Below are 15912 nucleotides of genomic sequence, written 5' to 3'. Positions count from 1 at the left end.
TCTCAGCCACGAAAAAGGGGCGCAAAGCGCCCCCCGCTTTTCTAGAGCCCTTCAAGCTCGGCCATCAGGTCACTCAACCGATCCACCTTGCCCTCATCCAGCGCACTGCCCTGCAGCCCGCGCACGTACTCAGCCAACTCCTCCACCGTGCTGCACTCGAACATCGCCCGCAGCGGCACGTTAAGCTGCAGCTGCTTCTGCACCCGCGAAGCGATCTGCGTGGCCAAAAGCGAATGCCCGCCCAGCTCGAAGAAGTTGTCGTGCACCCCTACCCGCTCGGCCTTGAGCACGTCGGCCCAGATGCCGACGAGCACCGTTTCCAGCTCGTCACGCGGGGCCAGGTAGGCCTGGCTGTGCTGGCCGCCGATGTCGATGGCTGGCAGGGCCTTGCGGTCGAGCTTGCCGTTGGCGTTGTGCGGCAGGCTGTCGAACCAGCCCCAGTGCAGCGGCACCATGTACTCCGGCAGCTCGGCGCGCAGGCGTAGCTTTATCTGCTCCAGCAGGGCGGCGTCGGCCGAAATACCCTGGTGAGCCACCAGGTAGCCGACCAAGTGCTTGCCATTGACGCCATCCTGCACGCCTACGGCGGCATCGCGGATCTCGACCTGCTCGTGCAGGCGGGCTTCGATCTCGCCCAGCTCGATGCGGTAGCCGCGGATCTTTACCTGGTGGTCGATGCGCCCGACATATTCGAGCACGCCATCCGGGCGCTGCCGCGCCAGGTCACCGGTGCGGTACAGGCGCTCGCCCGGCGAACCATGCGGGTGCGGAATGAATGCCAGGGCAGTGCGCACCGGGTCTCCCACATAACCGCGGCCTACGCCGGTGCCGGCGACGCACAGCTCGCCAACTGCGCCCAGCGGCACCAGGGCCTGATCCTCGCCGTACAGGTACAGCCGATTATTGTCGGTCGGCGTGCCAATCGGCAGGTAGCTGCCGCGGGTCGAGGCGGGGTCTACGCGGAAGAACGCCACGTCGTCCGAACATTCAGCCGGCCCGTAGGCGTTGACCAGGCCGATGCCCGGGTAACGCTGCAGCCATTGCGCGGCCAGCTCCGGCGGCATGGCCTCGCCAGTGGGCAGCATCCAGCGCAAGCCGTCCAGGGCCTGGTGATCGTTGGCCAGCATGCCCTGGATCAGCGACGGCACGCTTTCCAGCACGGTGATGCCAGTGGCCTGCACATGCGCCAGCAGGCCTTGTGGATCATGGGCGATAGCGTTCGGCACGATCTCTACCTTGGCGCCGAACAGCGGCGCGGCGAGGAACTGCCAGACCGAGATGTCGAAGCTCTGCGAAGCCGTCTGGGCGATCACGTCGTGCTCGCTCAGCGCCAGGTACGGCACCTTGCTCAGCTGGTTGTTGAGCATGCCGCGCTGCTCGACCATCACGCCCTTCGGCAAACCGGTCGAGCCGGAGGTGTAGATCACGTAGGCGAGGTTGTCCGGCCCGCTGTGGATGCCTGGGTTGTGGCTGGCGATGCTGCTCGCCTGCACTTCTTCCCATACCAGCAACTGCGGGCGCGCCACCCCCGCCAACTCGTCCAGCAACTGGCGCGCTTGCCCGGCACAGGCCGCGCTGCACACCAGCACCGGCGTACGGCTGAGCTCGACGATGCGCTGCAGGCGCGCCGACGGCAGGCCTGGGTCCAGCGGCAGGTAACCAGCGCCGGCCTTGAAGCTGCCGACGATCATGCCCAACAGCGGCAAGCCGCGCTCGGCCAGCAGCGCCACCGGCTGGTCAAGGGTAACGCCCGCAGCCAACAGGGCGTGGCCCAGGCGGTTGGCCGCCAGGTTCAGCCCGGCATAGTCGTAGCTTGCCTCCAGGCAACGGGCCACGGTGCGCTCGGGGTGCGCGGCGACCTGCGCTTCGAACTGCGCCACGTAGCTCTGCTCCAAAGCGTAGGCACGCGCGGTGCGGTTGCAGTCGTCGAGCAGGAAGCGCTGTTCATCCTCACCCAGCAACGGCAAATCGCTGACCTCCCCTTCAAAGCCCTGCACCAGCGCCAGCAGCAGGCGTTTGAACTCGGCCAGCAGGCGCTCGACGGTGGCATGGTCGAAGTAACGCTGGTCATACGACAGGTGCAGGCCCAGGTCGTCGCCCGGGTAGCACACCGCCGTCAACGGGAAGTTGGTGTGGGTACGGCCCGAGTCGGAGCTGGCGTTCAGCTGCTGGGCATGGTCGAGCACCGCGGTTTCCACCGGGGCGTTCTCGAACACGAACAGGCTGTTGAACAGCGGCTGGCCCTTGGGCAGTTCGCTGCATTCCTGGATCGTCACCAATGGCAGGAACTCGTACTCGCGCAGCTCCATGTTGCGTTCCAGCAGGCCTTGCAGCCACTGGCGCACGCTGCGGCGTTGGCCCGGCTCGGGCAGTTGCACACGCAGGGCGACACTGTTGATGAACAGGCCGACCGTGCGCTGCATCTGCGGCATGCTCACCGGGCGCCCGGCCACGGTCACGCCAAACGCCACGTCGCGCTCGCCGCTGTAACAGGCCAGCACCAGGGCCCAAGCCGCCTGGGCAAACGTGTTGATGGTCAGCTGATGGGCCTGGGCCAGTTCACGTAGACGTACGCCGTCACTAACCGCCAGGCGGGTGTAGCAGTCGCCGACGACCATGCCGTCGCCGGCGTGATCATTGCGCAGCGGGCGGTCACTGGGGAGCGCCGTGGCGCGTTCGAAACCGGCCAGGTTAGCCTGCCACCAGCCACGCGCTTCGTCGAGGTTCTGGCGTTGCAGCCAGCCGATGTAGTCGCGGTAGCGCGGCGGTACCGGCAGCTGCGCCTGGCGGCCTTCGCCAAGGGCCTGGTAGAGCTCGAAGAAGTCGTTCATCAGCAGCGAACGGCACCAGGCATCGATGAGGATGTGGTGGTTGCTCATCATGAACCAGTAGCGCTCGTCCGCCACGCGCACCAGGCGCAGGTGGAACGGCGCCTCGTGCAGCAGCTCGAAGCCGGCCTCACGCTCCTGCTTGTGCAGGGCCTGCAGGCGCTGTTCCTGGGCCGCGTCGTCGAGGCCGCGCCAATCCTGGTAGTCCACCAGTGTGTTGCCCGGCTTGTGAATGATCTGCAGCATCGCTTCGCCGGCGCTCCAGCTGAACGACGCACGCAGGGCCTCATGGCGTGCCACCACGGCCTGCCAGGCCTGGGTGAAGCGCTGCGGGTCGAGGCCGCTGTTGATGCGGTAGCGGTCCTGCATGTAGTAGATACCGGTGCCCGGCTCCAGCAGGGTGTGCAGCAGCAGGCCCTCCTGCATCGGGGTCAGTGGGTAGACGTCTTCGATCTGCGCGGCCGGGATCGGCAGCGCGTCGATCTGCTCCTGGCTCAGGTGCGCCAGCGGGAAGTCCGACGGCGTGAAGCTGCCGTTGCCATCGGCCAGGCAGTGGCCGACCAGGGCCAGCAGCTCCTGGCGATAGGCCTCGGCCAGCTGGGCGATGGTCCGTTCGTCGAAGCGCTCGCGGCTGTAGGTCCAGCGCAGTTGCAGGGCACCGCCGTAGACCTGGCCGTCGACACTGAGCCAGTTTGGCAGTGGCGCATCCAGGTCATGGGCCAGGCCTGCCGGGGCATCCAGCGGCTGGAACAACGCTGCAGCGTCGAACTGCTGATCGAACTGGCCCAGGTAGTTGAAGGTGATGCGTGCCTGCGGCAGTGCGGCCATGCTTTCGCGCCCGGCGTCGTCAGCCAGGTAGCGCAGCACCCCGTAGCCCTGGCCTTTGTGCGGCACCTGGCGCAGCTGTTCCTTGATCCGTTTGATCGAGGTGGCGCGGGCACTGTCGCCGTCACCGGCCTGCGGGTTCAGGCGCAGCGGGTAGGCATTGGTGAACCAGCCGACGCTGCGGGTCAGGTCCATGTCTTCGAACAGGCCGTCGCGCCCGTGGCCTTCGAGCTGCACCAGTACTTCGTCGTCACCGGTCCAGCGGCACAGGGTGCGCGCCAGGGCGGTCAGGAGCAGGTCGTTGACCTGCGTGTGATAGGCCGCCGGGGCCTGTTGCAGCAACTGACGGGTCTGCTCCACGTCCAGGCCGGCGGCCAGGGTGTCGGCATGCCGATGCAGATTGCCGCCCTGCGGGTGATCGCACGGCAGTTCATGGCGCACATCGCCCAACTGGGCTTGCCACCAGCCAAGTTCGTCGCGCAGCGAATCGCTGCCGGCATAGCTGGCCAGGCGCGCCGCCCAGTCGGCCATGGCGTGGGTCTTGGCCGCTAGCGGCTGGCCACGGTACAGCGCCTGCAGGTCTTCGAGCAGCACCCGCCAGGACACACCGTCAACCACCAGGTGATGAACCGCCAGCAGCAGGCGCTGGGCGCCCTGACCGTCGCTGACCAGCAAGGCTCGCAGCAACGGGCCTTGCGCCAGGTCCAGGCTGCGTTGCACGTCGGTGTACAGGGCCTGACAGTCATTGAAGTCGGCCACTGTGGCGGTCCACAGCAGCTGCTCGCCGGTGGCGGCGGCGAATTCGCCCTGCCAGCGGCCACTGCGCTGGGTGAAGCGCAGGCGCAGGCTGTCATGGTGCGCCACCAGCGCGGCCAGGGCCTGTTCAAGGGTGGTGCTGTCCAGCGGCTGCCGGGCCTCCAGCAATACCGCCTGGTTCCAGTGCTGCGGCTGGGCCACGTCACTGTCGAAGAACCAATGCTGGATCGGCGTCAGGCCGCTGCGCCCCTGGCGCGGGCCCTGCTCAATGCTGCTCGCTGCCGCGCTACGGCTGACCACGGCGGCGAGGGTCTGGATGGTCTGGTGCTGGAACAGGTCGCGCGGGGTGAACTGCAGGCCCAGCTGGCGGGCACGGCTGACCACCTGGATAGACAGGATAGAGTCGCCGCCCAGTTCGAAGAAGTTGTCCTGCACCCCCACCCGGGAAACGTTGAGCACATCGCGCCAGATCTGCGCCAGCTGCTCTTCGAGCTCATTGGCTGGCGCCTGATAATGCTGGCGCGCCTGCTCAAGGTCTGGCATAGGCAGGGCACGGCGGTCGAGCTTGCCGTTGCCCATCAGCGGCAGGCTGCCCAGCAGCACCAGGTGCGCCGGCACCATGTAGTCCGGCAGGTGCTGGCGGGCATTGGCCTTGACCGCTTCGCGCAGCAGGGCCTGGGTCTCGCTGTCGGCGCCGGCCTGCTTGCACACCAGGTAACCCACCAGTTGCTTGCCACCTGGCAGGTCGAGGGCCAGGACCACGGCCTCATCGACGTCGGCATGGTCCTGCAGGCGGCTTTCGATTTCGCCGAGTTCGATGCGGAAACCACGGATCTTCACCTGTTGGTCGGCACGCCCGACGTACTCCACCAGGCCGTCGGCGCGCAGGCGCACCAGGTCGCCGGTGCGGTACAGGCGGCCACCGTCATGGCTGAACGGGTCGGCGACGAAGCGCTCGGCGCTGAGGCCCGGGCGGTCGTGATAACCCTGGGCCAGGCCGGCACCGCCGACGTACAGCTCGCCGATGCCACCTTGTGGCAGCAACACCAGGTCGTCATCGAGGATATAGGCGCTGCGGGCACCCAGAACCTGGCCGATCGGCACACTGCCGGCGTCGGCGGGCAACGTGTCTGGCGCCAGACAGGCCAGCGGCATGACCACGGTTTCGGTCGGGCCGTAGGCGTTGAAGAACTGTTGCGGGGTGAAAGCCTGGCGGATGCGTGTCAGGTGCTCGCCCGTCAGCGCTTCGCCGCCGGTGATGACCAGGCGCACCGGCAGTTGCTCGCCTTGCCCGGCGAGGTACTGGGCCAGCTGGCTGCCATAGCTTGGGGTGAAACCGAGGATACTCACCCGTTGCTCGCGCACCAGCTGGCAGATGTCTTCGGCGCCCCATTGGCCCTGGGCGCGCAGCACCACACGGGCGCCGCACAGCAGCGGCACCAGCAGGCGTTCGCTGGCCGCGTCGAAGTTGATCGAATAGAAGTGCAGCTCGCAATCGTCGCTGCGCATGCCGAAGGCGTCGATCACGGCCTGGCAGTGCATGGCGATTTCACCGTGGCTGACCACCACCCCCTTGGGCTTGCCGGTGGAGCCGGAGGTGTAGATCAGGTAGGCCTGGTGTTGCGGCAGGTTGAGGTTGTCCAACGCCGCGTCACTGTAAGCGCACAAACTCGGGGCGTCGTCCTCCAGGCTCCAGCGCGCCACGCCTTCGGGCAATTCGCCCAGGGTTTCGAGCAGCGCGCGCTGGCTCAGCAGCAGGCCGATGCGGCTGTCCTCGATCATGTAGCGCAGGCGGTCGAGCGGGTATTCCGGGTCGAGCGGCACGTAGGCGCCGCCCGCCTTGAGAATGGCCAGCAGGCCGACGACCATTTCCAGCGAACGCTCCAGCGCCAGGCCCACGCGCACCTGCGGGCCGACACCGCGATCGCGCAGGGCACGGGCCAGGCGGTTGGCCTGCTGGTCGAGCTCGGCATAGCTCAGGTGCTGGCCGGCGAAGGTCAGCGCGCCGGCTTGCGGCGTGCGCGCAGCCTGGGCGGCGAACAGGCCATGAAGCGTCTGGTCGAGGGCGTAGTGAGGTTGGCCCTGCAACTGGCCGATCATTACCTGCTGCTCGGCCTCGGCCAGCATCGGCAGCTCGCACAGGCGCTGCTGCGGGTCATCCAGCAGGCCGACCAGCAATTGCTGCCAGTGCTCGGCCATGCGCGCGATACGCGGCGCGTCGAACAGGTCCCGGCTGTAGGTCAGGCAGCAGCCCAGGCGGCCATCGAGGTCGGTTACTTCCAGGTACAGGTCGAACTTGGTGGCGCTGGCGTCATTGACCAGATAATCCACGCGCATGCCGGCCAGGTCGCGGCTTTGCTGGAAGGCCCAGCGCTGCACGTTGCACATGACCTGGAACAGCGGGTTGTATGCACTGCTGCGTGGCGGCTGCAAGGCTTCGACCAGTTGATCGAAGGGCAGGTCCTGGTGCGACTGGCCTTCGATGGCGGCCTGGCGCACCTGGTCGAGCAGTGCGGCGGCAGTCATTTGCCCGTCCAGCTCGCAGCGCAGCACCTGGGTGTTGAGGAAGGCGCCAATCAGCCCTTCGCTTTCGGGGCGAATGCGGTTGGCCACCGGCGCGCCGATGCGCAGGTCGCGCTGGCCGCTGTAGCGGTGCAGCAATGCCGCCAGGGTGGCGGTCATGGTCATGAACAGGGTCAGCCCGCGCTGGCTGTTGAACGCATGCACCCGGGCGACCAGCGCCGGGTCGAGGTCGAAGCGGTACAGCTCGCCACGGTGGCTCTGTACCGCCGGGCGTGGGCGGTCGGCGGGCAATGCCAACACCGGGTGCTCATCGCCGAGGCGGGCTTTCCAGTAGGCCAGCTGGCGTGCGCCCTCGCCGCCTTCCAGCCACTGGCGCTGCCATACGCTGTAGTCCAGGTACTGCACCGGCAGTGGTTCGAGCGGCGACTCGCGTTCGTCGACGAACGCTTCGTACAGTTCGCCCAATTCGCGGGCAAAGATGTCCATGGCCCAGCCTTCGGTGACGATGTGGTGCAGGGTCAGCACGAAGTAATGCTCACGCTCCTCGGCCTTCACCAGGCAGGCGCGCAGCAGCGGGCCGCGCTCAAGGTTGAAGGGCTGGTGCGCCTGCTCGTCGGCCAGTTGCTGCAGGCGCTGCTGGCGGGTTGGGGCAGGCAAGGCGCTGAGGTCTTGCCAGTCCAGCTTCACGGCGCTGTCATCCGCCACGCACTGGTAGGCCACGCCATCGATGGCGGGGAACGTGGTGCGCAGGGTTTCGTGGCGCACGATCAGCGCCTGCAGCGCACGCTCGAAGGCATCCACATGCAGCGCGCCGCGCAGGCGCGCCATGCCGCCGACGTTGTACGCCGGGCTGTCCGGCTCCATCTGCCAGAGGAACCACATGCGCTGCTGTGCGTAAGACAGCGGCACGGCCTGGCGGCGGTCGACCCGGGAGATCTCGCCGTGCAGGTTACGCTCGCCGGCATCGCGGATGCGGGCGATCTCGCTGCAGAAGGCAGCCAGCTCACTGGCCTCAAACAGCACCTTGAGCGGCAGTTCTACGTCACACGCCTGGCGGGTGCGCGAAACGATCTGGGTAGCCAGCAGCGAGTGGCCGCCGAGGGCGAAGAAGTCGTCGTGCAGGCCGATGCGCGGCAGGTTGAGTACTTCGCGCCAGATCGCGGCGACCTGCTGTTGCAGCGCGGTCTGCGGCTCGACGTGCTCGCGCTGCTGCCAGACCGGTGCCGGCAGCGCCTTGCGATCGACCTTGCCGCTGGGGCCAAGTGGCATGTAGTCGAGCGCAATCAGCTGCGCCGGCACCATGTAGGCCGGCAGGCGCTCTGCCAGGTTGGCCAGCAGCTTATCCGCCGGTGCGGCGCCGCTGTAGTAGCCGACCAACTGGGCGCCGACAGCGTCCTGGTGGATCAACACCAGTGCCTGTTCGACGCCCGGCTGGCCGAGCAGGCAAGCCTGCACTTCTTCAGGTTCGACCCGAAAGCCCCGCACCTTCACCTGTTGATCCAGGCGGCCAAGGTACTCCAGGGCTTCGGCCTGCACCTGCCAGCGGGCACGGTCGCCACTGCGGTACACGCGCTCGCCGTTGCCATCGGCCTGGGGCACGAAGCGCTCGGCGGTCAGGCCTGGGCGGCCCAGGTAGCCACGGGCAACGCCGGCGCCACCCAGGTACAGTTCACCCGGCACGCCCGGTGCCGCCAGTTGCAGGTCGGGATCCAGCACACGGCAGAGCACGTTGCCCAGCGGGCGGCCGATGGGCGAGCGCTCGCCATCAGCAGCCTGGCAGTGCCAGTGGGTGACGTTGATGGCGGTTTCGGTCGGGCCATAGCGGTTGTGCAACTGTACCTGCGGCAGCAATTGCAGCACGCGGTCACGCAGGCTCGCAGGCAACGCCTCACCGCCCGAGAACAGCCGGCGCAAGCTGCTGCAGCCCGCAGCCAACGGCTCTTGCACGAACACCTGCAACAGCGGCGGCACGAAGTGCAGCGTGGTTACCTGATGCTGCTGCACCAGCGCGGCGATGCGTTGCGGGTCACGGTGTTCGCCGGGGCCGGCCAGCACCAGCTTGCAGCCGGTGATCAGCGGCCAGAAACACTCCCACACCGACACGTCAAAGCTGATCGGTGCCTTCTGCATCAGCACGTCGCGGTCATCCAGCGCATAAGTAGCCTGCATCCACTGCAGGCGCTCGGCCAACGCGGCATGGGTATTGCCCACGCCTTTTGGCTGGCCGGTGGAGCCGGAGGTGTAGATCACGTAGGCCAGGTTGTCACCGTGCAGGTGCAGGCCTGGCGCCTGGCTTGGCCAGCTGTCCAGGTGCAACTGGTCGAGGGCGATGGCGCTGACGCCGTCGACCTGCGGCAAGCTGGCGAGCGTGCCGCTATTGCTTAGCAGCAGGCTGGCCTGGCAGTCGCGCAGCATGTAGGCCAGGCGCTCGGCCGGGTAGTCGACGTCCAGCGGCACGTAGGCGCCGCCCGCCTTGAGGATGGCCAGCAGGCCCACCAGCAGCTGCGGCGAGCGCTCGATGGCGATGGCCACGCAGGTGTCGGGGCCAACGCCCTTGTCGCGCAGGTAATGGGCCAGGCGGTTGGCTTGCTGGTGCAGTTCGGCGTAATCCAGGCTGCCACCTTGCCAGGCCAGTGCGGTGCGTTCCGGGGTCTGGCGCGCCTGTTCGTTGAGTTGCTCGACCACCAGACGCTGCGGCGCCGGCGCCGGTGCCTGGCCCCAGGCGAGCAATTGCTGGCGGCTTGGCTCATCCAGCAAGTCGACATCACCCACGGCCAATTGCGGCTGAGCGCACACCTGCTCGAGCAGTGCCAGCAGGTGCTGGGCCAGGCGTTTGACGGTGCTTTCGGCGAACAGCTCGGCGGCGTAGTCGAAGGCCAGGCTCAGGCGGCCCAGGTGGTCTTCTTCGCTGTGCAGTTGCAGGTCGAACTTGGCTTCACGGCTGTGCCATGGCAGCTCTTCGGCCAGCAGCCCTGGCAGGCGGCGCAAGGCCGAGAGGTCGCGTTGCTGGTGGTTGAACATGACCTGGAACAGGCCTTGCTCACGGGCGTCAGGTAGCGCTTCGAGCAATTGCTCGAAGGGTAGGTCCTGATGGGCCTGGGCATCGAGGGTGGCCTGGCGCACTTGGGCCAGCAGTTCGCTGAACGGCAGGCGGCCGTCCAGTTGCGCACGCAGCACCTGGGTGTTGATGAAGAAGCCGACCATGCCTTGGGTTTCCTGGCGCGGGCGGTTGGCGTTGGGCACGCCGACGCGGATGTCGCCCTGGCCGGTGTAGCGGTGCAGCAGGCCTTGCCAGGCCGCCAGCAGGACCATGAACAGGCTGGCCTGCTGTTCGCGGGCCAGCCCTTTGAGGGCGTCGGTGAGCCTGGCTGGCACTTTCAGGTTCAGGCGTGCGGCACGGTTGTGCTGCTGGCTGGTGCGTGGCTGGTCAGGGTGCAGGTCGAGCACGGGCGATGCATCGCCGAGCCGGGCCTTCCAGTAGGCCAGTTGGCGCGAACTTTCGCCCTCGGCCAGCCACTGGCGCTGCCAGTTGCCGTAGTCGGCATAGCCCAGTGGCAGCGGCGCCAGCGAGGCTTCCAGGCCCTGGCAGCGGGCGGCATAGAGTTTGCCGAACTCGTCGAGCAGAATGTTCAGCGACCAGCCGTCGGCGACGATGTGGTGCAAGGTCACCCACAGCTGATGGTCTTCATCGTCCAGCTGCGCCAGGGTCACGCGCAGCAGGGGGCCTTGGGTCAGGTCGAACGGTTGCTGCGCTTCTGCTTCGCGGCGCTCGGCTACTTGCGCATCAGCCAGCCCTTGCAGGTCGAGGCGGTGCAAGGTGAATGGCTGCTCGGGCAGGATACGCTGCAGGGCCTGGCCGTCTGCTTCGCTGAACACCGTGCGCAGCGCTTCGTGGCGCGCCACCAGCGCCTGGAACGCGGCTTCCAGCGCGGCAGGATCCAGCTCGCCGCGCAGCTGCAGGCCGGCAGGAATGTTGTAGGCCGCCGAGTGCGGCTCCAACTGCCACAGCAGCCACAGGCGGTTTTGCGCCAGCGACTGCGGCAGGGCCTTGCCACGGTTCAAGGTGGCGATGGCTGCCGTTTCTCGGCCGCCTCTGGCGAGGGCTGCCGCCACTGCGGCGCAGTAATCGCTCAGCACCGGCGCTTCGAACAACACGCGCAGGCCCAGCTGGATACCGAGCTCATCGGACAGGCGCGCGGTAGCCTGGGTGGCGGCGATGGAGTTGCCGCCCAGCAGCAGGAAGTGGTCATCGGCGGCGACCGACTCGGCCTTCAGAACCTCGCGCCAGATGCCGGCAATGCGTGCCTGCAGGCCATCGCTGGCGGCGGCGGCCGCGGCCGGCTCGGTAGCGGCCGGGAAACGAGCATAGCAATCCAGGCTGCCGTCGTTCATGCGCAAGCGGCATGCAGTACGCTGCAGCTTGCCGCTGGACGTCTTGGGCAGCGCGCCCGGGTTCAGCAGCAGGACCACGGCAGGCGCCTGGCGGCAGGCATCGGCGATGACCTGGCGCAGTGTCTTGATCAGCGCTTCGGGCTTGACCGTCTTCTGCACGTTGCGGCTGATTTCCACCGCCACGCCAACGCCCTCTTCGCCTTGGTCGTCGACGGCAAACACCGCCACCCGGCCCTTGCGCAGCACATCGACTTCACGCTCCAGGGTTTTTTCCAGGTCCTGCGGGTAGAGGTTCTGGCCGCGCACGATCAGCATGTCCTTCAGGCGCCCGGTGACGAACACTTCGCCCTCGCGCATGAAGCCCAGGTCCCCGGTGCGCAGCCAGGTCTGGCCGTCCATTTCGACGAAGGTGCGCGCACTGGCCTCGGGGTTGCGCCAGTAGCCCAGGGCGATGCTCGGGCCGCCGGCCCAGATCTCGCCGACCCGGTTGTCACCCAGCACCTCCTGGCGCTGCGGCTCGACAATGCGCACCGCATGGCCTGGCTGCGGGTAGCCGCAGCTCATCAGCACACTGCCCTGGCCGGCTTCGGCGCGGTTGGCAGCGAACGCTTCGGCATCCAGTTCCAGCGCGCCGATACCCTGACCACGCCGGCTGCCGCTGACGAACAAGGTCGCCTCGGCCAGGCCGTAGCTGGCAAAGAAGCTGTCGGGTGTGAAGCCGCACGCGGCGAACTTTTCGGCGAAGGTGGCCAGGCTGTCCTGGCGGATGGGCTCGGAGCCGGAGTAGGCCACGCGCCAGCGGCTCAGGTCGAGGCCGGCAAGGGCCGCCTCGCTGACCCGTTCGCTGCACAGGCGGTAGGCGAAGTCCGGGCCACCACTGATGGTGCCGCCGTACTCGCTGATCGCCTGCAGCCAACGCTGCGGCCGGGCGAGGAAGTAACCTGGCGACATCAGCACGCACGGCACACCGCTGAAAATCGGCTGCAGCAGCCCGCCGATCAGGCCCATGTCGTGGTACAGCGGCAGCCAGCTGACGATCACGTCATCAGGGTTGAGGTCGATGCCGAAGCCATGACGGATCAGTTGTTCGTTGGCCACCAGGTTGCCATGGCTGACCTGCACGCCTTTGGGCAACGCGGTGGAGCCTGAGGTGTACTGCAGGAAGGCGATGTCGTCGCCGGCCAACGCGGGTTCGCGCCAGGCGCTGGCCAGCGCCGGGTCCAGGCCATCCACCGCCAGCAGTTCAGGGGCATTGTCGGCGGCCAGGGCGTCCAGGCCCTGGAGGCTGTCGTGCAGCGCCGTCACGGTCAGCAGCAGGCGCGGCTCGGCGTCGTCGATGATCGACAGCAGGCGCTCCTGGTGATGCTGGCGCGATGACTCCGGCGGATAGGCCGGCACGGCAATCACACCGGCATACAGGCAGCCGAAGAACGCCGCCACGTAGTCCGGGCCGCTGGGGAACAGCAGCACGGCACGCTCACCGAACCCGGCGCGCGCCTGCAAGGCGGCGGCGATGGTGCGCGCACGCAGGTCCAGGTCCCGATAGCTGAGCACGGCCTGCTCGGCGGGGGCATCGGCCAGAAAGCGCAAGGCGATGCGGTCTGGGGTTTGCGCAGCGCGTTGCGCCAGGGCCTGGACCAGCGAGAGCGGGAGTTCGAAGGCGTCCGTCATGGGGTGTTCCTGCCAGTGTCTGGGTAAGTCGGGCCGGTTGCCCCGCACGGGTTGGCGGGCAGCGTTCGGCGGCCGGATGTACAGAGGGGAACGGATGGGCAGCGGAAGAAATTACCGCGAGGACGCTGCCATGAAACCGGCAAAAGGTGAAGCGCGTCACGCTCACCTGCTTAGAACCGAAACCAACGGTTACTAATTACCTTTCGTATTTGACAATCATTATCATTCTGAATAGCTTGTCGCACGTCGTAGGAAGCTTCCCTGTCTTGGGTGCTCCTATTCCCCTCTGAGACAAGGTGATTTCCATGGCGGAACAACTATCCACAAGTAAGTGCGATTCACCGTTACTCCAGGCATTCGTCGACAACCGCAGCATCCTGGTCAAGATCGCGGCGCGCATTACCGGCTGCCGGTCGCGTGCCGAAGACGTCGTGCAAGATGCCTTCTTCCGGCTCAGCGCCGCCCCGCAGATCACTTCGTCATTCAAAGCCCAGCTCAGCTATCTGTTCCAGATCGTGCGCAACCTGGCCATCGACCATTACCGCAAACAGGCCATGGAGCTGAGGTATTCGGGCAGCGAAGAGGAAGGCATGAACGTGGTCATCCCGAACGCCTCGCCCGAAGCCACGCACATCAACCTGGCGGCACTCGAGCACATTGCCGATGCGCTCAACGAACTGCCGCAGCGCACCCGCTATGCGTTCGAAATGTACCGCCTGCACGGCGTGCCGCAGAAGGACATCGCCAAGGAGCTTGGCGTGTCGCCGACGCTGGTCAACTTCATGATTCGCGATGCGCTGGTGCATTGCCGCAAGACGGCCAGCCGGCAGGCCTGAAGCAGCTGCAAGCTGCAAGATGGATCAGCGGCGATGCGCCCTTCTCTTGCAGCTTGAAGCTCTCGCCCCTAGGCGAGCCTGCAACGCTCGAAAAACCGCTCCCGACCCAGAATCATCAGCGCCGCGCGCTTGTGCGGGAAGTCGAATTCCTTGTCGCAATGGAAGCACTGGTCGTGCATGTAGCCGATCATCTTGCCGTTGTCGGCACGCGGCTCAGCCACCACCCGCTGGGTGCGTGGGTCATCCAGGAACAGGTAGTGAACCAGCGCCGACAACCAGCTGGCGACCTTGTGCGGGCCGCGGTGCGCCTCCTCCCCCACCAGCATGTGGATGCCGCGATCGTAGTCGTCGGCCTGGTAGAACGGGGCGATGCGGTCTTCCTTGGCCCAGTACGCCTCGAAGTAGGCGAACGGCTGATCGTCAAAACAGCCGATCAGGGTCACGGTATGCGGGTCGGCCTCCAGCTTGGCCAGGTACTCGCGGTGCTGCTCCAGCGACCCGCCCTCTTGCCAGAACTGCTCCACCCGCGGGTTGTTCTGCCAACGATTGAAGCGCTCCAGGTCCTGGTCGATCTCCAGGGTGCGCAGTGATACCCAGCTACCCAGGCGCGCGTCGAAGCGCCGGTATACCTCACCACGGGGCTTGGGCGCACGGCGCGGGTGGCGCTTGCCGTTGCTGATCTGCATCTGTTGCGGGTAAGCGTCGCCCACGGGCTGACCGAGCCAAGGCTGTGGCAACTGCCAGAACAAGGTGCGCTCGCACAGGTAGACGCCGGGCTGCTCGGTGGCCAGCAACAAGCCGCTGGCGAGTGCCTGCGGTAGCGCCTCTGGCAGGTGCCAGGCCAGGCGCTGGCGGCCCTGGTCACGTGACAGCAGCCAATAGCAGGCAGCCCACAGCGCCTGGTGCGGGCGCTCTGGGCAAAGGCTCTCGAGGTGGATGGCCAAGGTATCGGCGGTTTCCAGGCGCACCTGGATCAACGGCCTGTCCTCGAGGGTCAGGCTCAACCAGCAGTCACCTTCGTCGGCACTCAGGCTGCGCCAGCGGGGTTGTGACAGGGGCTGCGAAGCGGCATCGAACGGCATGGGCAGGGCTCACTGAAATGAAAGAAAGGCTCCCCCCTGAAAACGTGGCTGCAACCCGGGAATTTAGTCGCGTGGGGCGTCAACGGCGATTCGATAGGGCTGGAAGATCCGGGCCAGCTCGCCGTTGTCGCGCAGTTGGCGCAACAGCGCAGTCAGTTGCTGATCGCTGATGGGGGCACCTGGGCGCAACAACGCGAAGTGGTGATACACCTGGTCAATGCGCGTGGAGGCCATCAACTGGTTGCCGCTGGCGGGGTTGCGCACCAGGAAATCGCTGAGGTACGAGCGGGTTACCAGCGCAATGTCGGCACGCCCGGCCTGAACCATCAGCAGGTTGCTGTCGTGGGAATAGGTCAGGGTCGCGCTGTAGGTCTTGCGCAGGTAGTTGGGGTCGGAGTTGAAACCGGCGAAAGCATAGTGATAGCCATTGAACAGCGCCAAGCGCTTGCCGGCGAGGTCATCGAAATAGTGCTGGTCGCGGTTGTCGACCTGCTTGGCGACGAACACCTCGGCGTCTTCCAGGCCCATGTCCACGGCATGATGCGGAATCTGCTGCCAGCCCCACGCCGGGTTTTCGAAGATTGCCATGTCGGTGCGGCCTTGCTGGAAATCGCCGAAACGCCGCTGGATGGACGTGGGCACCAGCACGAAGCGGTAGTCCTGCTGTAGGCGGTTCAATGCTTCGACCAGTTGCGGCAGCAGGCCGGTGTCGGCGCCCTGCTCCGGGCGCACCGTGTAAGGCGGAAAGTGCGCGGCGCCGATCCTCACATCAATGGCTTCGGCAGCCCAGGCCGGCACCGCCAGCCATACCGCGGCCAGCATCAACAGGGTGGACAAAGCCTTCAGGCCGGGCGCTGGGGTCAACACGGACACTCATCACGGTTCATACCTGGATGCGCCTTAAGCTAGGCGTTTTCCCGGCAGCGCACAACCGCTGGTTATGCCAAAACAACGGCATTTTGCCAGGGGATGCCGTGTGGCCAGACATTGGCTACGCTG

At 66.7% G+C, this 15912-nt stretch carries 4 protein-coding genes; 1 reads left to right on the top strand and 3 read right to left on the bottom strand.

Annotation, left to right across the window (positions count from 1 at the left end):
• Positions 1-41: 41 nt before the first annotated feature.
• Positions 42-12995 carry a non-ribosomal peptide synthetase gene (locus tag ACFY68_RS13585; RefSeq protein WP_387527939.1) on the bottom strand — a complete coding sequence of 4318 codons (12954 nt, stop codon included), beginning with the start codon at positions 12993-12995 and terminating at the stop codon, positions 42-44.
• A gap of 305 nt (positions 12996-13300) precedes the next feature.
• Between ACFY68_RS13585 and ACFY68_RS13580 the strand changes: the two genes are divergently transcribed.
• Positions 13301-13831: an RNA polymerase factor sigma-70 gene (locus ACFY68_RS13580; protein WP_387527936.1), complete on the top strand. Its 531-nt coding sequence runs from the start codon at positions 13301-13303 to the stop codon at positions 13829-13831.
• A gap of 68 nt (positions 13832-13899) precedes the next feature.
• On the opposite strand, the gene ACFY68_RS13575 is transcribed toward ACFY68_RS13580, so the two are convergent.
• Positions 13900-14913 carry a GNAT family N-acetyltransferase gene (locus ACFY68_RS13575; RefSeq protein WP_387527933.1) on the bottom strand — a complete coding sequence of 338 codons (1014 nt, stop codon included), beginning with the start codon at positions 14911-14913 and terminating at the stop codon, positions 13900-13902.
• Between the two features lie 63 nt (positions 14914-14976).
• Complete coding sequence (locus ACFY68_RS13570) at positions 14977-15777, bottom strand: substrate-binding periplasmic protein (RefSeq protein WP_387527988.1); 801 nt, start codon at positions 15775-15777, stop codon at positions 14977-14979.
• Between the last annotated feature and the right edge of the window lie 135 nt (positions 15778-15912).

The sequence above is a fragment of the Pseudomonas sp. NPDC012596 genome (genome assembly GCF_042902325.1).
Classification (GTDB): domain Bacteria; phylum Pseudomonadota; class Gammaproteobacteria; order Pseudomonadales; family Pseudomonadaceae; genus Aquipseudomonas.
Note: the sequence above shows the minus strand (reverse complement) of the source record. Positions and strands in the feature narration are given on the sequence as shown.